The organism is Pseudomonas sp. A0308 (assembly GCF_044218815.1).
In the GTDB taxonomy this organism is placed as follows: Bacteria; Pseudomonadota; Gammaproteobacteria; order Pseudomonadales; family Pseudomonadaceae; genus Aquipseudomonas; species Aquipseudomonas iridis.
In genome coordinates this window covers 4,077,053-4,096,476 of the sequence record NZ_CP162581.1, presented here as the reverse complement: position 1 = coordinate 4,096,476, position 19,424 = coordinate 4,077,053, and the positions used below count along the sequence as shown (strand labels likewise).

The window sequence follows — 19,424 nt, the reverse complement described above, 5'->3', positions numbered from 1 at the left end:
AGCCTGTCGCTTGACGCTCGGGCTGGAGGAGCAAAGTCGATGCTTATTTCAGCTCGACTTTAGCGCCTGCTTCTTCCAGCTTCTTCTTGGCGTCTTCAGCAGCTTCTTTCGAAACGCCTTCCAGAACAACCTGAGGAGCGCCGTCTACTTTCTCTTTGGCTTCTTTCAGGCCAAGACCGGTCAGCTCGCGAACTGCTTTAATGGCGTTTACTTTCTTCTCGCCAGCTTCCAGCAGAACAACGTTGAACTCGGTTTGCTCTTCAACAACAGCGGCAGCGGCAGCTGGACCAGCAGAAGCAGCGGCAGCGGATACGCCGAACTTCTCTTCCATTGCCTTGATCAGCTCAACGATTTCCAGAACCGATTTTTCGCCGATTGCGTCGATGATTTGTTCGTTAGTCAGAGACATGACTTATTTCCTGAATTGGGGGACAGCCTGTAGGCCATCGAAATAAACAAAAATACGCGAGAGTTGAAACGCTGAGCCTTAAGCTGCAGCTGCTTCTTTCTGGTCGCGAAGTGCCGCCAGAGTACGAGCCAATTTGCTGGTAGCGCCTTGAATCACGCTCATCAGCTGAGAAATTGCTTCGTCACGGGTCGGCAGGCTTGCCAGCACGTCGATCTGATTAGCCGCGAGGAACTTGCCCTCGAACGCAGCTGCCTTGATCTCGAACTTATCCTGACCTTTGGCAAATTCCTTGAACAAACGGGCAGCAGCGCCAGGATGTTCGTTGGAGAATGCAATCAAGGTCGGGCCGGTGAACACGTCGTTGAGAACACTGTATTCAGTGTCAGCAACAGCGCGCTTGAGCAAGGTGTTACGTACAACACGTACATAAACGCCAGCTTCACGAGCCTCTTTACGGAGTCCGGTCATTGCGCCTACTGTTACGCCACGTGCATCAACCACGACAGCGGACAGAGCGACTTTGGCAGCCTCGTTGACTTCAGCGACGATGGCCTTCTTGTCTTCGAGATTAATTGCCACGGGTTTAACTCCTGCTTGTTACCGTTTCACTCGATCGAAACCGAATGTCGTTTTGGTGTCTGATTCGGTAAGGAACCGGGAGCACCATCTGCGTAGGCTTATGGTTTAAGACTTGCGTCGCCTACGGTCTTGGATAGCCCCCGCCAGGCAGGGACCCCAATCTTTCAACTGGCGCGAATAACCGCGCCAATTTTTGTCTTACGCGTCCAGCGAGCTCTGATCAATGATCAGACCTGGGCCCATAGTGGTGCTCAGGGTAACGCGCTTGACGTAGATACCTTTCGAAGAAGCTGGCTTGATACGCTTCAGATCAGCGATCAGGGCTTCAACGTTTTCCTTCAGCTTGACGGCGTCGAAGCCCATCTTGCCAACGGAAGTGTGAATGATGCCGTTTTTGTCAGTGCGATAACGAACCTGACCAGCTTTTGCGTTCTTAACCGCAGTAGCTACGTCTGGAGTTACAGTACCAACCTTAGGGTTAGGCATCAGACCACGTGGACCAAGGATCTGACCCAACTGACCTACAACGCGCATGGCATCCGGGGATGCGATCACTACGTCATAGTTCAGGTCGCCGCCTTTCATTTCGGCAGCCAGGTCGTCCATACCTACACGGTCAGCGCCGGCAGCCAGAGCGGCCTCAGCAGCAGGACCCTGGGTGAACACAGCAACGCGAACGGTCTTGCCAGTGCCGTGTGGCAGCACAGTAGCGCTACGAACAACCTGGTCAGATTTACGCGGGTCTACACCCAGGTTTACAGCAACGTCGAACGACTCGCTGAACTTGACAGTCGACAGCTCAGCCAGCAGAGCAGCGGCGTCTACAATATTGTAGGCCTTGCCTGCTTCGATTTTGCCGGCGATAGCCTTTTGACGCTTGGTCAGCTTAGCCATTACACACCCTCCACGTTAAGGCCCATGCTACGAGCAGAACCGGCGATAGTACGCACGGCTGCATCCATATCAGCTGCAGTCAGATCCGCGTTTTTGGTTTTCGCGATTTCTTCCAGCTGAGCACGGGTAACAGTGCCAACCTTAACGGTGTTCGGACGAGCGGAACCGCTAGTCAGACCGGCCGCCTTCTTCAGCAAAACCGAAGCAGGGGTGGATTTTGTTTCGAAAGTGAAGCTACGGTCGCTGTAGACAGTGATGATCACTGGAGTCGGCAGACCTGCTTCAATACCCTGAGTACGGGCGTTGAAAGCCTTGCAGAACTCCATGATGTTCACGCCGTGCTGACCCAGAGCAGGACCAACAGGTGGGCTTGGGTTAGCCTGAGCGGCCTTCACTTGCAGCTTGATGTAAGCGGTAATTTTCTTGGCCATGAGGCACTCCAATTACGGGTTCAAACGCCTCGAAAGGCTCCCCGGTTACTTGCGCGTATATCCCAGTGACGACAAAACCCCACAGCCTAAGGCTGCGGGGTTGGGATGCTTGCTCAGCTAGACCTTTTCGACCTGACTGAACTCCAACTCTACCGGAGTAGAGCGACCGAAAATGAGCACCGCCACTTGGATCCGGCTCTTTTCGTAGTTAACTTCTTCAACAACACCATTGAAATCAGCAAATGGCCCGTCGTTGACTCGTACTGTTTCACCTGGCTCGAAGAGAGTCTTCGGCTTAGGCTTGTCGCTACCATCAGCAACACGACGCAGAATTGCTTCCGCCTCTTTATCAGTAATCGGCGCAGGCTTATCAGCAGTACCGCCGATGAAACCCATCACCCGAGGAGTATCCTTGACCAAGTGCCAAGTACCCTCGTTCATGTCCATCTGTACCAGCACATAGCCTGGAAAGAATTTACGCTCGCTTTTGCGCTTCTGGCCATTACGCATTTCAACCACTTCTTCAGTGGGAACCAGAATTTCGCCGAAGCCATCTTCCATGCCAGCCAGCTTTACTCGCTCAACGAGCGAGCGCATGACATGCTTCTCGTAACCCGAGTAAGCATGCACAACGTACCAACGCTTAGCCACGGGACACCCTTAGCCGACAATCAAGGAAACAAGCCAACCGAGCAGGGAATCAAGCCCCCACAACAGCAACGCCATAACCAGAACAACAGCCACCACAATTAGGGTGGTCTGCGTGGTTTCTTGGCGAGTTGGCCACACGACTTTACGAATCTCGGTACGAGCTTCCTTAACCAGTACAAAGAAAGACCTGCCCTTCGCAGTCTGCAGGCCTACAAAGGCAGCTACAGCAGCAATGACAAGCAAAGCCAGTACACGGTACAGGATCGGCGAAGCAGCGTAATACTGATTGCCAACAACGCCTACAACTACCAAAGCGACTACTACAAGCCACTTGAGCAGATCGAAGCGAGAGCTTTGTGCTTCAGCCTTAGGAGTCATCTATGAAGATCCTGTGAAAAGAAAGCCAGACACACCGAGTGAATCTGGCAGGTCAGGAGGGAATCGAACCCCCAACCTACGGTTTTGGAGACCGTCGCTCTGCCAATTGAGCTACTGACCTAAAACAAAATCAGGCCGACCATTATGCCGGCCCGAAAAATACATTACAACCGCTTATTCGATGATTTTAGCTACGACACCAGCACCGACGGTACGACCGCCTTCACGGATGGCGAAACGCAAACCGTCTTCCATTGCGATGGTCTTGATCAGGGTGACAACCATTTTGATGTTGTCGCCCGGCATTACCATTTCAACGCCTTCCGGCAGTTCGCAGTTACCGGTCACGTCAGTGGTCCGGAAGTAGAACTGTGGACGATAGCCTTTGAAGAACGGAGTGTGACGACCGCCTTCCTCTTTGCTCAGAACGTAAACTTCCGCTTCAAACTTGGTGTGTGGCTTAACCGAACCTGGCTTAACCAGAACCTGGCCACGCTCTACGTCGTCACGCTTGGTGCCGCGCAGCAACACGCCGCAGTTTTCGCCAGCACGACCTTCGTCGAGCAGCTTGCGGAACATTTCAACACCGGTACAGGTGGTGACAGTAGTGTCACGCAGACCAACGATTTCCAGTGGATCCTGAACGCGAACGATACCGCGCTCGATACGACCGGTCACAACAGTACCGCGACCCGAGATCGAGAATACGTCTTCGATTGGCATCAGGAACGGCTTGTCGACTACGCGAACCGGATCCGGAATATAAGTATCCAGAGTCTCAACCAGCTTACGAACGGCAGTGGTGCCCATTTCGTTGTCGTCTTTGCCTTCCAGAGCCATACGAGCAGAACCGATGATGATCGGAGTGTCGTCGCCTGGGAAGTCATAGGTGGACAGCAGGTCGCGAACTTCCATCTCAACCAGTTCCAGCAACTCAGCGTCGTCTACCAGGTCAGCCTTATTCAGGAAAACCACGATGTACGGAACGCCAACCTGGCGAGACAGCAGGATGTGCTCACGAGTTTGTGGCATCGGACCATCAGCGGCCGAGCAAACCAGGATTGCGCCGTCCATCTGGGCAGCACCGGTGATCATGTTCTTCACATAGTCAGCGTGACCTGGGCAGTCAACGTGAGCGTAGTGACGGATCAGCGAGTTGTATTCAACGTGCGCGGTGTTAATGGTGATACCGCGAGCTTTTTCTTCCGGGGCGCTGTCGATCTTGTCGAAGTCAACGATTGCGGAACCGAAAACCTCGGAGCAAACGCGAGTCAGAGCAGCAGTCAGAGTGGTTTTACCGTGGTCAACGTGACCGATGGTCCCAACGTTGACGTGCGGTAGGGAACGATCAAACTTTTCCTTAGCCATCGATATCACCCCTATCAGAAGAATTAAGCAAACAACAAAAGCCATTAAAACAAAGGCAGATATTTTCATATCTGCCTTGTTATATGGAGCTCTTGAGCGGATTTGAACCGCTGACCTCACCCTTACCAAGGGTGTGCTCTACCAACTGAGCTACAAGAGCGAAACACTTTGCACAACCTGCAAACTTGGAGCGGGTAGCGGGAATCGAACCCGCATCATCAGCTTGGAAGGCTGAGGTTCTACCACTAAACTATACCCGCAGAGCTTGCAGCTCACGCTAAAATCTGGTGGAGGGAGAAGGATTCGAACCTTCGAAGTCGTAGACGTCAGATTTACAGTCTGATCCCTTTGGCCGCTCGGGAACCCCTCCTAATCAGGCCGGCATTGTATACTATGCCAAACCCTTGTCAAGCAATTTCTCATTTAAAAACCTGAGGTTAGCTGCTTTGACATCGCCCTACTTCGTCAACCTTTGAAAGGTCTTCACTGCGGAGCGGGCGCCATTCTATTCAAACTATTCAGCAGGTGCAACCCCCTCACACCGCATTATTTTATGTTTTAACTCATTGAATTCGTTGGAAAGGTTTTGCAACTGCGCATCCCCCAGCAAACGCTGGCTTTCAGGTGCAATACGCATCCAGAAACCCGCTGCAGGAGACCCCTCAAGCGATGGCTGAGCCTTGATATCCATTTGAGCCAAACGCTCGCCTAGCACCGCAACCATCTCCTGACGAGCAAAACCACCGACATAAAGGCACTGACTTTCAGTTCGTTGCGGACCAGACTTCTCCTTGGGGGCCCTTCCACCTTCACTCAGCAGACGAATATCCTGCTGTGAACCCTTGTACAAACTCAACGGCGTTACGTCCTTTGCCCGCAATGGCGCTTCCTGTTGATGCCAGACGTAATAGAAAATATTGAGAACAAGAAGCAGCAGGAACATCCAACGCATACATACCTCAAGACAAAGGACACGCCACAGCTAAACCGACGAATACAAGATCTGGAACAAATCTGGCCCCGGGCGCTACACCTGCAACCAGATCTGCGTCGCCACCTGTAATAAATACAGTGAAGCCCTCCCCCCAATAGGATCGCGCCATTTCCAACTGGGTAAGCACGAACCCCCTCAACATCAGTGAGCATCCGCGCTCTACAGCCTCAACAGTGCTTCGTCCCGGCGCCTGGCTTGTCAGCGCACGCTCAGCAGCGACATCGTCATAGCGAATTTTTCGAGTATGGGTACGCAACTGGTTGCGCATCAACGGCATACCAGGACAAATGAAACCACCAAGATGATCCCCATCTATCGCGATAAAGTCCGCTGTCACTGCCGTACCAAAGTCCAACACGAGGCATGGACCTTTAGCCAGACGGAAAGCACCCAGCATCGCCAACCAGCGATCCAGACCTAGACGCTCGTAATCTTCGTAACCGTTTCTAACACCTGACATTTCACGAGCAGGTTTCGCACAGATAACTGAAACACCGAAGTCTCGCTCAAGCATATCAATTAAGGCACTAGTCTCCGCAGCAGTACGAACACTCACCATGCGACAACTTCTTAGCGACAGCCCGCTCAGCTTGCACAAGCTTTCGCAAAGCGCCAGGTCCGAATCAACCACTCCCTCCGCGACCAACACAACCTCAGCACCACTTAGCACTCGCCACTTTATGAAGCTGTTTCCGCAGTCGAGCTCAAGAATCATCGCGTAACCTCAGACTGAGCTCGCCGCCACTGAAGACCTTTTCCACGCCATTCACCTTTAATCGCAGCGCACCCTGGTTATCAATTCCGAGCACTACTCCATCTATTTGACTGACACCAGCAATCAAGGACACCGATCGCTCTTGCCACAAATGATTTTCTTCCCATTCAGCCTGAAGAACCGAGAAACCATCTATTTGTTGACGCTGTATGTATGCCAGCAATTGCTCGCCCAACTCGGCCACTAGAATATTGCGATCACAGCTTTTACCGGTCTCAAGCCGCATGGACGTCCATTGCTGATCAACCTCTTCTGCAACCTGCATATTCACGTTAACGCCTATACCTAGAACCACGTGACAGACATCCGCCGGATCTCCAACCAGTTCTAACAGGATGCCGGCAATCTTCTTATTGCCAACCAGAACATCATTGGGCCACTTCAAACCAGCGCCAGTCACACCCAGCTTTCGTAGGGTTTGCAAGACTGCCAGCCCAACGACAAGGCTGAGCCCCTCAAGCTGGCGCATACCTCCATCAATCCGCAGAACAAGACTGAAATAAAGGTTTTCGGCAAACGGGCTAACCCACTTGCGCCCCCTGCGCCCACGCCCGGAGGTCTGCCTCTCGGCAAGCACCAAAAATGGGGCCTCTTGCCCTAAGCCAATGGCGCGCAACGCCTCAGCATTAGTGGAGTCGGTAGTGTCCAGGACCGTGATTGGCCAGACTGCTTTCATTCCTGCCATTTTAAGAGGATCGAGCAACATCAGCGGAGCAGATAGCTGATAGCCACGCCCCCGAACTTTGTGGATGGATAGCCCAAGCTCAGCCTCGAGGTGCTGAAGCTGCTTCCATACCGCACTTCGACTAATTCCCAAGGCAGCGCCAAGGTCCTGACCAGAATGAAACCGTCCATCCTTCAGAAGATTCAACAACGTCAGCATGCAAGTCTCGCCTCACAATGAGGCCCGAATGATAGCTATGCCCCGGGCCGTTGCATAGAAATCAAGCAGGTACATTTCCTGCGGGCAAAACAAAACCCCAACTGCTTTCGCAATTGGGGTTTCGGAATTTAATCTTGACGATGACCTACTCTCACATGGGGAAACCCCACACTACCATCGGCGATGCATCGTTTCACTGCTGAGTTCGGGATGGGATCAGGTGGTTCCAACGCTCTATGGTCGTCAAGAAATTCGGGTACTGAGTCGTGGCCAGATGGCCTCGCTTCAGCAAATTGGGTATGTGACAGCTTTCGGTGTTTGTGAACATCGAACTTTCGGTTCGTTTCGTCTTCACACACCGCAATCTGATGCTCTTTCGAGTAGTCAAATTGCTTGGGTGTTATATGGTCAAGCCTCACGGGCAATTAGTATTGGTTAGCTCAACGCCTCACAGCGCTTACACACCCAACCTATCAACGTCGTAGTCTTCGACGGCCCTTCAGGGAACTCAAGGTTCCAGTGAGATCTCATCTTGAGGCAAGTTTCCCGCTTAGATGCTTTCAGCGGTTATCTTTCCCGAACATAGCTACCCGGCAATGCCACTGGCGTGACAACCGGAACACCAGAGGTTCGTCCACTCCGGTCCTCTCGTACTAGGAGCAGCCCCTCTCAAATCTCAAACGTCCACGGCAGATAGGGACCGAACTGTCTCACGACGTTCTAAACCCAGCTCGCGTACCACTTTAAATGGCGAACAGCCATACCCTTGGGACCGGCTTCAGCCCCAGGATGTGATGAGCCGACATCGAGGTGCCAAACACCGCCGTCGATATGAACTCTTGGGCGGTATCAGCCTGTTATCCCCGGAGTACCTTTTATCCGTTGAGCGATGGCCCTTCCATACAGAACCACCGGATCACTAAGACCTACTTTCGTACCTGCTCGACGTGTCTGTCTCGCAGTCAAGCGCGCTTTTGCCTTTATACTCTACGACCGATTTCCGACCGGTCTGAGCGCACCTTCGTACTCCTCCGTTACTCTTTAGGAGGAGACCGCCCCAGTCAAACTACCCACCATACACTGTCCTCGATCCGGATAACGGACCTGAGTTAGAACCTCAAAGTTGCCAGGGTGGTATTTCAAGGTTGGCTCCACGCGAACTGGCGTCCACGCTTCAAAGCCTCCCACCTATCCTACACAAGCAAATTCAAAGTCCAGTGCAAAGCTATAGTAAAGGTTCACGGGGTCTTTCCGTCTAGCCGCGGATACACTGCATCTTCACAGCGATTTCAATTTCACTGAGTCTCGGGTGGAGACAGCGCCGCCATCGTTACGCCATTCGTGCAGGTCGGAACTTACCCGACAAGGAATTTCGCTACCTTAGGACCGTTATAGTTACGGCCGCCGTTTACCGGGGCTTCGATCAAGAGCTTCGCGTTAGCTAACCCCATCAATTAACCTTCCGGCACCGGGCAGGCGTCACACCCTATACGTCCACTTTCGTGTTTGCAGAGTGCTGTGTTTTTAATAAACAGTCGCAGCGGCCTGGTATCTTCGACCGGCATGAGCTTACGGAGCAAGTCCTTCACCCTCACCGGCGCACCTTCTCCCGAAGTTACGGTGCCATTTTGCCTAGTTCCTTCACCCGAGTTCTCTCAAGCGCCTTGGTATTCTCTACCCAACCACCTGTGTCGGTTTGGGGTACGGTTCCTGGTTACCTGAAGCTTAGAAGCTTTTCTTGGAAGCATGGCATCAACCACTTCGTGTTCTAAAAGAACACTCGTCATCAGCTCTCGGCCTTAGAATCCCGGATTTACCTAAGATTCCAGCCTACCACCTTAAACTTGGACAACCAACGCCAAGCTGGCCTAGCCTTCTCCGTCCCTCCATCGCAATAACCAGAAGTACAGGAATATTAACCTGTTTTCCATCGACTACGCTTTTCAGCCTCGCCTTAGGGACCGACTAACCCTGCGTCGATTAACGTTGCGCAGGAAACCTTGGTCTTTCGGCGTGGGTGTTTTTCACACCCATTGTCGTTACTCATGTCAGCATTCGCACTTCTGATACCTCCAGCAAGCTTCTCAACTCACCTTCACAGGCTTACAGAACGCTCCTCTACCGCATCATCCTAAGATGATACCCGTAGCTTCGGTGTATGGTTTGAGCCCCGTTACATCTTCCGCGCAGGCCGACTCGACTAGTGAGCTATTACGCTTTCTTTAAAGGGTGGCTGCTTCTAAGCCAACCTCCTAGCTGTCTAAGCCTTCCCACATCGTTTCCCACTTAACCATAACTTTGGGACCTTAGCTGACGGTCTGGGTTGTTTCCCTTTTCACGACGGACGTTAGCACCCGCCGTGTGTCTCCCATGCTCGGCACTTGTAGGTATTCGGAGTTTGCATCGGTTTGGTAAGTCGGGATGACCCCCTAGCCGAAACAGTGCTCTACCCCCTACAGTGATACATGAGGCGCTACCTAAATAGCTTTCGAGGAGAACCAGCTATCTCCGAGCTTGATTAGCCTTTCACTCCGATCCACAGGTCATCCGCTAACTTTTCAACGGTAGTCGGTTCGGTCCTCCAGTTAGTGTTACCCAACCTTCAACCTGCCCATGGATAGATCGCCCGGTTTCGGGTCTATTCCCAGCGACTAGACGCCCTATTAAGACTCGCTTTCGCTACGCCTCCCCTATTCGGTTAAGCTCGCCACTGAAAATAAGTCGCTGACCCATTATACAAAAGGTACGCAGTCACAGAACAAAGTCTGCTCCCACTGCTTGTACGCATACGGTTTCAGGATCTATTTCACTCCCCTCTCCGGGGTTCTTTTCGCCTTTCCCTCACGGTACTAGTTCACTATCGGTCAGTCAGTAGTATTTAGCCTTGGAGGATGGTCCCCCCATATTCAGACAAAGTTTCTCGTGCTCCGTCCTACTCGATTTCATGACTAAGAGATTTTCGCGTACAGGGCTATCACCCACTATGGCCGCACTTTCCAGAGCGTTCCGCTAATCTCAAAGCCACTTAAGGGCTAGTCCCCGTTCGCTCGCCACTACTAAGGGAATCTCGGTTGATTTCTTTTCCTCAGGGTACTTAGATGTTTCAGTTCCCCTGGTTCGCCTCTTGCACCTATGTATTCAGTACAAGATAACCATCTTATGATGGCTGGGTTCCCCCATTCAGACATCTCCGGATCAAAGTCTGTTTGCCGACTCCCCGAAGCTTTTCGCAGGCTACCACGTCTTTCATCGCCTCTGACTGCCAAGGCATCCACCGTATGCGCTTCTTCACTTGACCATATAACCCCAAGCAATCTGGTTATACTGTGAAGACGACATTCGCCGAAAATTCGATAATACTCAATTCAGAGTAACTCACAAATTTTACCTTAGCCTGATCCGTTACCAGTGAAAGTAACGTTCAGTCTATCTTTCTATCACATACCCAAATTTTTAAAGAACGATCTAATCAAAAGACTAGAAATCAATATTCAGTGCGAATATTCATTTCTAAACTCTCAAACTTTCGAAGCAGTTTATGGTGGAGCCAAGCGGGATCGAACCGCTGACCTCCTGCGTGCAAGGCAGGCGCTCTCCCAGCTGAGCTATGGCCCCATAACAAAATTGGTGGGTCTGGGCAGATTCGAACTGCCGACCTCACCCTTATCAGGGGTGCGCTCTAACCAACTGAGCTACAGACCCAATTTCGAGCTTGTAACTGTTAGCTCAGAGCTATCAGCTTGGAGCTTAAAGCTGCTTCTATCGTCTTCTTCAATGAATCAAGCAATTCGTGTGGGAGCTCATGGAGCAGCTGATGTCGTCGATTAAGGAGGTGATCCAGCCGCAGGTTCCCCTACGGCTACCTTGTTACGACTTCACCCCAGTCATGAATCACACCGTGGTAACCGTCCCCCCGAAGGTTAGACTAGCTACTTCTGGTGCAACCCACTCCCATGGTGTGACGGGCGGTGTGTACAAGGCCCGGGAACGTATTCACCGTGACATTCTGATTCACGATTACTAGCGATTCCGACTTCACGCAGTCGAGTTGCAGACTGCGATCCGGACTACGATCGGTTTTATGGGATTAGCTCCACCTCGCGGCTTGGCAACCCTTTGTACCGACCATTGTAGCACGTGTGTAGCCCAGGCCGTAAGGGCCATGATGACTTGACGTCATCCCCACCTTCCTCCGGTTTGTCACCGGCAGTCTCCTTAGAGTGCCCACCATTACGTGCTGGTAACTAAGGACAAGGGTTGCGCTCGTTACGGGACTTAACCCAACATCTCACGACACGAGCTGACGACAGCCATGCAGCACCTGTCTCAATGTTCCCGAAGGCACCAATCCATCTCTGGAAAGTTCATTGGATGTCAAGGCCTGGTAAGGTTCTTCGCGTTGCTTCGAATTAAACCACATGCTCCACCGCTTGTGCGGGCCCCCGTCAATTCATTTGAGTTTTAACCTTGCGGCCGTACTCCCCAGGCGGTCAACTTAATGCGTTAGCTGCGCCACTAAGAGCTCAAGGCTCCCAACGGCTAGTTGACATCGTTTACGGCGTGGACTACCAGGGTATCTAATCCTGTTTGCTCCCCACGCTTTCGCACCTCAGTGTCAGTATCAGTCCAGGTGGTCGCCTTCGCCACTGGTGTTCCTTCCTATATCTACGCATTTCACCGCTACACAGGAAATTCCACCACCCTCTACCATACTCTAGCTTGTCAGTTTTGAATGCAGTTCCCAGGTTGAGCCCGGGGATTTCACATCCAACTTAACAAACCACCTACGCGCGCTTTACGCCCAGTAATTCCGATTAACGCTTGCACCCTCTGTATTACCGCGGCTGCTGGCACAGAGTTAGCCGGTGCTTATTCTGTCGGTAACGTCAAAACACTAACGTATTAGGTTAATGCCCTTCCTCCCAACTTAAAGTGCTTTACAATCCGAAGACCTTCTTCACACACGCGGCATGGCTGGATCAGGCTTTCGCCCATTGTCCAATATTCCCCACTGCTGCCTCCCGTAGGAGTCTGGACCGTGTCTCAGTTCCAGTGTGACTGATCATCCTCTCAGACCAGTTACGGATCGTCGCCTTGGTGAGCCATTACCTCACCAACTAGCTAATCCGACCTAGGCTCATCTGATAGCGCAAGGCCCGAAGGTCCCCTGCTTTCTCCCGTAGGACGTATGCGGTATTAGCGTTCCTTTCGAAACGTTGTCCCCCACTACCAGGCAGATTCCTAGGCATTACTCACCCGTCCGCCGCTGAATTCAGGAGCAAGCTCCTGTCATCCGCTCGACTTGCATGTGTTAGGCCTGCCGCCAGCGTTCAATCTGAGCCATGATCAAACTCTTCAGTTCAAACATCTTTGGGTTTTTAAGAAACCCTAAACTTGGCTCAGCAATCGTTGGTTACATCTTTGATTTCTCGCGGAGTAACTTGTGATGCTGATAATCTTGTTGACTATCAGTCTGACTCCACAAGCACCCACACGAATTGCTTGATTCAGTTGTTAAAGAGCGGTTGGTTAAGATCTTTCGTCTCAACCGAGGCGCGCATTCTACAGCAGCCTCATTTGCTGTCAAGTGATTATTTTCAGAAGTTTTCGAAGAATTCTTCAACAACTTCAACCACTTGCGCTTCCGATCTCTCGTTAGCGGGAGGCGAATTCTACAGCGTTACTCGCTGTTGTCAACACCTCTTTTTCTCCGCTTTCGACCGAGAAGATCGAACCGTTAAAAGAGCCAAACATCACCGCTCTTTCAACTCCTTCCAGGCTTCGATGAACTGAAGCGACCCACTCTCGAAACCTACTTAACTCATTGAATCTCAAGGAGTTTTCCGTTTCGACTGCGCCGGAAGTGGGGCGAATTATAGACGTCTGGAATCTGCCGTCAACCGCTAATTTCGACTTTATTGAGATTTCAGCGTGATACGCGCAAAAGCCTTCTTGCCAGCTTGGCAAACGTGAGTCGCACCCACTGCATATATAAAGGAGCGATCAACGACCTCACCATCTATACGCACACCGCCGGACGCCAGAAGATCACGCGCCGCTGCCGAGTTCTTCACCAGACCTGCCTTATTAAGGACGGCGGCAATCGGCATATCTTCAGCAGAAGCCAGCTCGATCTCCGGCAGATCATCCGGGAGCTCGCCATCCTTCATACGATTACCCGCCGCGCGGTGAGCGTTCGCTGCAGCCTCTTCGCCATGGAAGCGAGCAACGATCTCTTCAGCCAGCTTGATTTTCACATCACGCGGATTGGCGCCTGCTTCTACATCAGCACGCAACGCATTGATCTCGTCCATCGAGCGGAAGCTGAGCAATTCGAAGTAACGCCACATCAGCGCATCCGGAATCGATACGAGCTTGCTGTACATGACGCCCGGCGCCTCTTGAATGCCGACGTAGTTGCCCAACGACTTGGACATCTTCTTCACGCCATCGAGACCTTCTAGCAGAGGCATCGTCAGAATGCACTGAGCTTCCTGACCATAACCACGCTGCAACTCACGCCCCATCAGCAAGTTGAACTTCTGATCGGTACCGCCCAACTCGACGTCCGCACGCAGAGCGACCGAGTCATATCCCTGAACCAGCGGATAGAGAAACTCGTGAATAGCGATTGGCTGGTTGGTGGTGTAACGCTTGTCGAAGTCATCGCGCTCAAGCATGCGCGCGACGGTGTACTGCGAAGTCAGACGAATGAAATCCGCCGGACCCATCTGATCCATCCAGGTGGAGTTGAAAGCAACTTCGGTTTTCGCCGGATCGAGAATCTTGAACACCTGAGTTTTATACGTCTCGGCGTTTTCCAGGACCTGCTCACGAGTCAACGGCGGACGAGTGGCACTCTTGCCGCTCGGATCACCGATCATCCCGGTGAAGTCCCCTATAAGGAAGATCACCTGATGCCCCAGCTCCTGGAACTGACGCAGCTTATTAATAAGCACGGTATGACCCAAGTGCAGATCCGGAGCGGTTGGATCAAAACCAGCCTTGATACGCAGCGGTTGGCCGCGCTTGAGCTTCTCGATCAGCTCGGACTCGACCAACAGTTCTTCCGCACCACGTTTAATCAGCGCTAGCTGCTCTTCAACCGACTTCATAACAGACCCGCAAGGCTCAGATTCAAAGGGAACCAACCATACAAGATCGCGCACCAATTACAAGTTTTGCCCGGCGCACGGACACCAATCCACAGACGCGATGTCTGTAGACTTGCTTCAGAGATGATTTGGTTATATTTTATACAGTTATTTCATCTTCATCATGTCATTCATCTTTTCCAATTCATTACTTTTCAAAGTCAAAATTACCTATGACCACCGAACCGTCTAAAGCGCCACCGCTTTACCCGAAGACCCACCTGCTCGCTGCAAGTGGAATCGCCGCCCTTCTCAGCCTGGCGCTCCTGGTATTTCCCTCCAGTGATGTAGAAGCCAAAAAGACAACCCTGAGCCTTGAACTGGAAAGTCCTGCTGAACAACTGACACAAGATCAAGACGCTGCAGACGCCGCTCAAGCCACAAATGAGCCTGTAGCCTCGCCGTTCGCCCAAATCGAAAACAGTGAAGAAAACACTCCGCAAACCGCTGAAGCCGCGCCCGCCCCGGCTCCGATCGCTGAAAAACCTAATGCCCCTGGGCATCGAGAAGTAGTTGTTGCAAAAGGCGATACGCTATCGACCCTGTTCGAAAAGGTCGGTTTGCCTGCAACCGCCGTGCATGAAGTTCTGGCCAGCGACAAACAAGCCAAACAGTTCAGCCAGCTCAAGCGCGGCCAGAAACTCGAGTTCGAACTCACCCCTGAAGGTCAACTGACAAGCCTGCACAGCAAAGTCAGCGACGTTGAAACCATCACCCTGACCAAGAATGACAAGGGCTTCGCCTTCAACCGGGTTACTACAAAACCTATCGTTCGCACCGCCTACGCTCACGGTGTAATCAACAGTTCGCTATCGCAATCCGCCGCTCGCGCCGGGCTTTCCCATAGCATGACCATGGATATGGCCAGTGTCTTCGGCTACGACGTCGACTTCGCTCAGGACATTCGCCAGGGTGATGAATTCGATGTGATCTACGAACAGAAAGTGGTTAACGGCAAGGCTGTCGGCACCGGCCCCATCCTGTCAGCGCGCTTCACTAACCGCGGCAAGACCTACACCGCTGTGCGCTACACCAACAAACAGGGTAATAGCAGCTACTACACCGCCGATGGCAACAGCATGCGCAAAGCGTTCATCCGCACTCCGGTGGACTTCGCCCGCATCAGCTCCAAGTTCTCCATGGGCCGCAAGCACCCGATCCTGAACAAGATCCGCGCCCACAAAGGCGTCGACTACGCAGCCCCGCGCGGCACGCCGATCAAGGCTGCCGGTGACGGTAAAGTGCTGCTGGCCGGCCGCCGCGGAGGCTACGGCAACACTGTTATCATTCAACACGGCAATACTTACCGTACGCTTTACGGCCACATGCAAGGCTTCGCCAAAGGTGTGAAGACCGGCGGCAGTGTCAAACAAGGCCAAGTGATCGGTTACATCGGCACGACAGGCCTGTCGACCGGCCCGCACTTGCACTATGAGTTCCAGGTCAATGGCGTTCACGTCGATCCACTGGGCCAGAAGCTGCCAATGGCCGATCCAATCGCCAAAGCCGAACGCGCCCGCTTCCTGGCGCAGAGCAAACCACTGATGGCACGTATGGACCAAGAGAAGGCCACCATGCTGGCTTCGAGCAAGCGATAAGCCATGGCTCTCTATATCGGGGTGATGTCCGGAACCAGTCTCGACGGGCTGGACATCGCCCTGATCGAGCAAACCTCGGCGATCAAACTGATCGCCACGCACTACATTCCCATGCCTGAGTCCCTGCGCGCCGAGCTGCTTGGCTTGTGCGCAAGCGGCCCCGACGAGATCGCTCGCTCGGCGATTGCCCAGCAAGAGTGGGTAAGGCTCGCGGCACAGGGCATCGATGCCCTCCTCAGCCAGCAACAGCTCAAACCTGAAGCTATCCGTGCGATCGGCAGCCATGGCCAGACTATTCGCCACGAGCCAGCGCGCGGTTTTACCGTACAGATTGGTAACCCTGCCCTGCTGACAGAGCTGACGGGTATCACGGTGGTCAGTGACTTCCGCAGCCGCGATGTCGCTGCCGGCGGTCAAGGTGCGCCTCTGGTACCGGCCTTCCATGAAGCTTTGTTCGAAGAGCGTAGCGGTAATCAGGCGGTCTTGAATGTCGGCGGTTTCAGCAATCTGAGTCTGATTGAGCCGACCAAGCCTGTAGCCGGTTTCGACTGCGGGCCTGGGAATGTGCTGATGGACGCTTGGATTCAGCAGCAGCGTGGCGAGAATTATGACCGTAACGGCGATTGGGCTGCCTCCGGTACCGCTGAACCAGCGCTGCTGAAAGCATTGCTCAGCGATCCGTTCTTCGTGACCAAAGGCCCGAAAAGCACCGGCCGGGAAGTGTTCAACCTGCCTTGGCTGGAACGACACCTTGCAAGCCTGCAGGCGTACCCAGCTGAAAACGTACAGGCAACGTTACTCGAACTGACTGCGCTGACCATCATTGAGTCGCTGAAAAGCGCTCAATCGAATACCCGCGAACTGTTGGTCTGCGGTGGCGGCGCGCACAACGCGGCACTGATGAATCGTCTTGCCGAGTTGCTGCCAAACACGAAAGTCGCCAGCACTGCCACTCACGGTGTAGATCCTGACTGGGTAGAAGCCATGGCTTTCGCCTGGCTGGCTCATTGCTGCCTCGAAGGCATCGCCACCAACCGCCCGAGCGTCACCGGCGCCAAAGGCCTGCGTGTACTCGGCGCGATCTACCCCAACTGAGTAGATCGCCGGCCAATAAAAAACGCCGCAGAACCGTAAGGCTCTGCGGCGTTTTATTGTCTGCAGCGAAGTGCGATCAGATCGAAAACGACGAGCCGCAACCACACGTCGTGGAAGCATTCGGGTTCTTGATCACGAAGCGCGAACCTTCCAGACCTTCCTGGTAGTCCACCTCCGCACCGGCCAGGTACTGGAAACTCATCGGATCAACCACCAGACTTACGCCTTCGCGCTCGACAATGGTGTCGTCCTCGGCAACATCTTCATCGAAGGTGAAACCGTATTGAAACCCTGAACAACCGCCGCCCGTAACAAATACGCGCAGCTTCAAGCGATCATTCCCCTCTTCATCGACCAGGCTCTTCACCTTGTGCGCAGCACCTTGGGTGAATTGCAAAGCCGTGGGGGTGAAGGATTCGACGCTCATGCTGACTATCTCCCGGCGTTACGCCGCCATAATGCGTGATGACGCGCATTATCCGCTTGTCCGAGAAAATCGGTCAACTATTGTTACGGTATATCAATAAACCCGACGAGCTGTTCAGAATGCAAAAAGGCCCGTTGAACGGGCCTTTTTGCTGTGCGAGTTAAAGTGTTACGGCAGCATACCGGCGTGAGACAACCCGAAACGCTCATCCAGCCCGAACAGAATGTTCATGTTCTGCACCGCCTGCCCCGAGGCGCCTTTGACCAGATTGTCGATCACCGACAACACCACCACCAGATCGCCATCCTGTGGACGGTGAACTGCGATGCGACAGACGTTCGCGCCACGCACGCTACGGGTTTCCGGATGACTGCCAGCCGGCATGACATCAACGAACGGCTCGTTGGCGTAACGCTTTTCAAACAGCGCCTGAAGATCAACCGAGCGATCGACTACCGTCGCGTACAGCGTGGAGTGAATACCACGGATCATCGGAGTCAGGTGCGGCACGAAGGTCAGACCAACATCCTTGCCCGCTGCACGACGCAGACCCTGGCGAATTTCCGGCAGATGACGGTGACCTTTCACCGCATAAGCCTTCATGCTTTCCGACGTCTCGGAGTACAAAGAACCTACAGCCGCGCCGCGACCGGCACCGCTGACACCGGATTTGCAGTCGGCAATCAGACGCGAGGTGTCGGCCAGACCGGCTTCAAGCAGCGGCAGAAAACCCAATTGCGTAGCGGTCGGATAGCACCCCGGCACGGCGATCAAACGGGCTTTCCTGATTTGCTCACGATTGACTTCCGGCAGACCGTAGACCGCCTCATCCAGCAACTCTGGTGCACCGTGCGGCTGGCCGTACCACTTGGCCCACTCCTCAGCGTCTTGCAGACGGAAGTCTGCCGACAGATCAATGACCTTCGTGCCTGCCGCCAGCAGCTCACCTGCCAGAGCGTGAGCGACACCGTGCGGCGTGGCGAAGAACACCACGTCGCAAGCGCCGAGGGTTTTGATGTCCGGCACGCTGAAGGCCAGGCCGTCGTAATGACCGCGCAGGTTCGGGTACATATCAGCCACGGCCAGACCGGCCTCGGATCGGGAAGTGATGACTGCCACTTCTGCCTGCGGATGCTGTGCCAACAGACGCAGCAGTTCGACACCGGTGTAACCCGTGCCGCCGACGATACCGACCTTGACCATAAACCTGCCCTCTACGAACCTACTGGAAAGCCGTCGATAATAGGGGCCGCGCGCGCCTGCGACAACCGTCAAAGTGACGTGCGGACGCTCAAGCCTCTACTATCCAGACTACCGTGAACCTGGGAATAACTAAAAATGCTCTATCTGTGGATCAAAGCGTTTCATATCGTCAGTCTTGTGTGCTGGTTTGCCGGGCTGTTCTACCTGCCACGACTGTTCGTTTATCACGCACAGAGTGAAGACACGATCAGCAAAGAACGCTTCAGTGTCATGGAGCGCAAGCTCTATCGCGGCATCATGGGCCCGGCAATGATCGCCACGCTGATCTTCGGTGGCTGGCTGATCTACCTCAACCCGAGCATTTTCAGCATGGGCGGCTGGATTCACGCCAAGCTGACCCTTGTCGTCTTGCTGATCGGCTACCACCACATGTGCGGCGCGCAGGTAAAACGTTTTGCCCGTGGCGAGAACACCCGCAGCCATGTCTTTTATCGCTGGTTCAATGAAGTGCCGGTTCTGATGTTGATTGCTATCGTAATTCTGGTGGTGGTCAAGCCGTTCTAACTTCAACCGGTACAAATCTTT

General features: G+C 53.4%; 16 protein-coding genes, 6 tRNA genes and 3 rRNA genes. 3 read left to right on the top strand and 22 right to left on the bottom strand.

The genetic code is table 11. From position 1 onward, the window contains the following. Nucleotides 1-43: 43 nt before the first annotated feature. From rplL to tyrS, 20 genes are all read right to left on the bottom strand, one after another. Nucleotides 44-409: a 50S ribosomal protein L7/L12 gene (gene rplL, locus AB4P92_RS18870; RefSeq protein WP_042561347.1), complete on the bottom strand. Its 366-nt coding sequence runs from the start codon at nucleotides 407-409 to the stop codon at nucleotides 44-46. A 78-nt stretch (nucleotides 410-487) separates the two neighbouring features. Next, nucleotides 488-988 (bottom strand): 50S ribosomal protein L10, encoded by a 501-nt coding sequence (gene rplJ / locus AB4P92_RS18865; protein WP_007916479.1) that lies wholly within the window; start codon nucleotides 986-988, stop codon nucleotides 488-490. A 198-nt stretch (nucleotides 989-1,186) separates the two neighbouring features. Continuing rightward, complete coding sequence (rplA, locus tag AB4P92_RS18860) at nucleotides 1,187-1,882, bottom strand: 50S ribosomal protein L1 (protein ID WP_042561348.1); 696 nt, start codon at nucleotides 1,880-1,882, stop codon at nucleotides 1,187-1,189. After that, nucleotides 1,882-2,313 carry a 50S ribosomal protein L11 gene (gene rplK, locus AB4P92_RS18855; RefSeq protein ID WP_042561349.1) on the bottom strand — a complete coding sequence of 144 codons (432 nt, stop codon included), beginning with the start codon at nucleotides 2,311-2,313 and terminating at the stop codon, nucleotides 1,882-1,884. Before rplK ends, rplA begins: the two co-directional genes overlap by 1 nt. Nucleotides 2,314-2,430: 117 nt before the next feature. Further along, nucleotides 2,431-2,964 (bottom strand): transcription termination/antitermination protein NusG, encoded by a 534-nt coding sequence (gene nusG / locus AB4P92_RS18850; protein ID WP_007916492.1) that lies wholly within the window; start codon nucleotides 2,962-2,964, stop codon nucleotides 2,431-2,433. Nucleotides 2,965-2,973: 9 nt separating this feature from the next. Next, nucleotides 2,974-3,342, bottom strand: a complete 369-nt coding sequence (gene secE, locus AB4P92_RS18845) for a preprotein translocase subunit SecE (protein ID WP_395598000.1) — start codon at nucleotides 3,340-3,342, stop codon at nucleotides 2,974-2,976. A 45-nt stretch (nucleotides 3,343-3,387) separates the two neighbouring features. Further along, a tRNA-Trp gene (locus AB4P92_RS18840) sits at nucleotides 3,388-3,463 on the bottom strand. Nucleotides 3,464-3,516: 53 nt separating this feature from the next. Beyond that, nucleotides 3,517-4,710: an elongation factor Tu gene (tuf, locus tag AB4P92_RS18835; RefSeq protein ID WP_042561351.1), complete on the bottom strand. Its 1,194-nt coding sequence runs from the start codon at nucleotides 4,708-4,710 to the stop codon at nucleotides 3,517-3,519. An 84-nt stretch (nucleotides 4,711-4,794) separates the two neighbouring features. Beyond that, nucleotides 4,795-4,870: transfer RNA gene (locus AB4P92_RS18830), tRNA-Thr, on the bottom strand. A 26-nt stretch (nucleotides 4,871-4,896) separates the two neighbouring features. Next, a tRNA-Gly gene (locus AB4P92_RS18825) sits at nucleotides 4,897-4,970 on the bottom strand. A gap of 25 nt (nucleotides 4,971-4,995) precedes the next feature. Continuing rightward, nucleotides 4,996-5,080 (bottom strand) — tRNA-Tyr (locus AB4P92_RS18820). 144 nt (nucleotides 5,081-5,224) lie between these two features. After that, entirely contained in the window at nucleotides 5,225-5,662 is a 438-nt protein-coding gene (locus AB4P92_RS18815) for a hypothetical protein (RefSeq protein WP_261736540.1), read from the bottom strand. 7 nt (nucleotides 5,663-5,669) lie between these two features. Continuing rightward, the gene (locus AB4P92_RS18810) at nucleotides 5,670-6,419 is read right to left on the bottom strand and encodes a pantothenate kinase (RefSeq protein WP_261736539.1); all 750 of its coding nucleotides are present in this window, start codon (nucleotides 6,417-6,419) and stop codon (nucleotides 5,670-5,672) included. Beyond that, nucleotides 6,409-7,362, bottom strand: a complete 954-nt coding sequence (birA, locus tag AB4P92_RS18805; protein ID WP_115146449.1) for a bifunctional biotin--[acetyl-CoA-carboxylase] ligase/biotin operon repressor BirA — start codon at nucleotides 7,360-7,362, stop codon at nucleotides 6,409-6,411. The genes AB4P92_RS18810 and birA overlap by 11 nt, the downstream gene beginning before the upstream one ends. Before the next feature lie 132 nt (nucleotides 7,363-7,494). Then, nucleotides 7,495-7,610 (bottom strand): 5S ribosomal RNA (gene rrf / locus AB4P92_RS18800). Nucleotides 7,611-7,766: 156 nt separating this feature from the next. Then, nucleotides 7,767-10,660: ribosomal RNA gene (locus AB4P92_RS18795) — 23S ribosomal RNA — on the bottom strand. 241 nt (nucleotides 10,661-10,901) lie between these two features. Continuing rightward, nucleotides 10,902-10,977, bottom strand: a tRNA-Ala gene (locus AB4P92_RS18790). A gap of 10 nt (nucleotides 10,978-10,987) precedes the next feature. Beyond that, nucleotides 10,988-11,064 (bottom strand) — tRNA-Ile (locus AB4P92_RS18785). A gap of 123 nt (nucleotides 11,065-11,187) precedes the next feature. After that, nucleotides 11,188-12,724 (bottom strand): 16S ribosomal RNA (locus AB4P92_RS18780). The 16S, 23S and 5S rRNA genes sit together here with 2 tRNA genes alongside, the layout of an rRNA operon. Nucleotides 12,725-13,277: 553 nt before the next feature. After that, nucleotides 13,278-14,477, bottom strand: a complete 1,200-nt coding sequence (gene tyrS, locus AB4P92_RS18775; RefSeq protein WP_395597999.1) for a tyrosine--tRNA ligase — start codon at nucleotides 14,475-14,477, stop codon at nucleotides 13,278-13,280. Between the two features lie 212 nt (nucleotides 14,478-14,689). On the opposite strand from tyrS, the gene AB4P92_RS18770 reads away from it, so the two are divergent. Both AB4P92_RS18770 and AB4P92_RS18765 read left to right on the top strand, forming a co-directional pair. Then, entirely contained in the window at nucleotides 14,690-16,114 is a 1,425-nt protein-coding gene (locus AB4P92_RS18770; protein ID WP_047303743.1) for a peptidoglycan DD-metalloendopeptidase family protein, read from the top strand. A gap of 3 nt (nucleotides 16,115-16,117) precedes the next feature. Next, complete coding sequence (locus AB4P92_RS18765; protein ID WP_042561357.1) at nucleotides 16,118-17,209, top strand: anhydro-N-acetylmuramic acid kinase; 1,092 nt, start codon at nucleotides 16,118-16,120, stop codon at nucleotides 17,207-17,209. 76 nt (nucleotides 17,210-17,285) lie between these two features. Here AB4P92_RS18765 and erpA read toward each other — a convergent pair whose 3' ends face one another. Together erpA and argC are read right to left on the bottom strand one after the other, a co-directional pair. Beyond that, nucleotides 17,286-17,636, bottom strand: a complete 351-nt coding sequence (gene erpA / locus AB4P92_RS18760) for an iron-sulfur cluster insertion protein ErpA (protein ID WP_042561358.1) — start codon at nucleotides 17,634-17,636, stop codon at nucleotides 17,286-17,288. 168 nt (nucleotides 17,637-17,804) lie between these two features. Further along, nucleotides 17,805-18,839, bottom strand: a complete 1,035-nt coding sequence (gene argC, locus AB4P92_RS18755; RefSeq protein WP_042561359.1) for an N-acetyl-gamma-glutamyl-phosphate reductase — start codon at nucleotides 18,837-18,839, stop codon at nucleotides 17,805-17,807. A gap of 135 nt (nucleotides 18,840-18,974) precedes the next feature. Between argC and hemJ the strand changes: the two genes are divergently transcribed. Then, complete coding sequence (gene hemJ / locus AB4P92_RS18750; RefSeq protein ID WP_042561360.1) at nucleotides 18,975-19,403, top strand: protoporphyrinogen oxidase HemJ; 429 nt, start codon at nucleotides 18,975-18,977, stop codon at nucleotides 19,401-19,403. The last annotated feature ends 21 nt before the right edge of the window (nucleotides 19,404-19,424 follow it).